1 protein-coding gene is annotated in these 761 nt (G+C 34.3%); it reads right to left on the reverse strand.

What is annotated here, in order from left to right; translation table 11 throughout:
• Positions 1-74: 74 nt before the first annotated feature.
• On the reverse strand, positions 75-761 hold a 687-nt coding region (locus AAEY99_RS21130; protein ID WP_351011933.1), incomplete at its 5' end, for a hypothetical protein.

Below are 761 nucleotides of genomic sequence, written 5' to 3' on the forward strand. Positions count from 1 at the left end.
AGTCACTCTCAGGTGTTCGGGCTTGTTCAACACTTGGGATAAGGACGCGGCTTCGCGCGGCCTATCCTTATTTGTTATGCCTTTGTCTCGATATCTACAAAAACTTTATCTATCATTTCCTTGGCTTTTTTTGCATTACTTACAACACGTTCCTGATAGTCGGTTGAATTTGTAGCAATACCTAATTCATTTCGAATACAAATTAATAATGGGGCTTGGAGTAATTGAATCTTAGCTAGCTCTTCCATTAAAAAGTTAGTAAATTCTTTAGTTTGTAAGTTTATGTTATCCCAAGATGTATTATTTTCAGAGCTTAATTTAGATGAATTTTTTTGAGCAAATTCGAAAGAATTTTGTAACATTTTAAATTTTTTATCATCAGGTTTCCCTGATTCATTTATTTGAGTCATTTCAGCTAGAATTCGCTTAATTTCGATTTGTGCTTCTCTATATAAATTATCGTTAAATTTAATATTATTATGCAGAGTATTAATTGGCATGACGCGTACAGTAAGATCTAGAAACAACTGCATATAACCCATTACCAATTCGGATAATGCTTCTGCGGTATCATTTTCTGCGACTAATTCCAGTTTTGCAGCTGATTGTAAAAAACCTTGAATGCCTGTTGCAATATTTGTATTCACAATATCAGCTTGTGGCAAACTTCCTAAATAGCTATTCGCCCCCTGTGTCAGGATAGTTGTCGCCTCAATTAATTTACAAATAAACAGGGAGCGGTAAGTTACAGCAAGTGAATT

The organism is Shewanella sp. S1-58-MNA-CIBAN-0166 (assembly GCF_040310085.1).
Classification (GTDB): domain Bacteria; phylum Pseudomonadota; class Gammaproteobacteria; order Enterobacterales; family Shewanellaceae; genus Shewanella.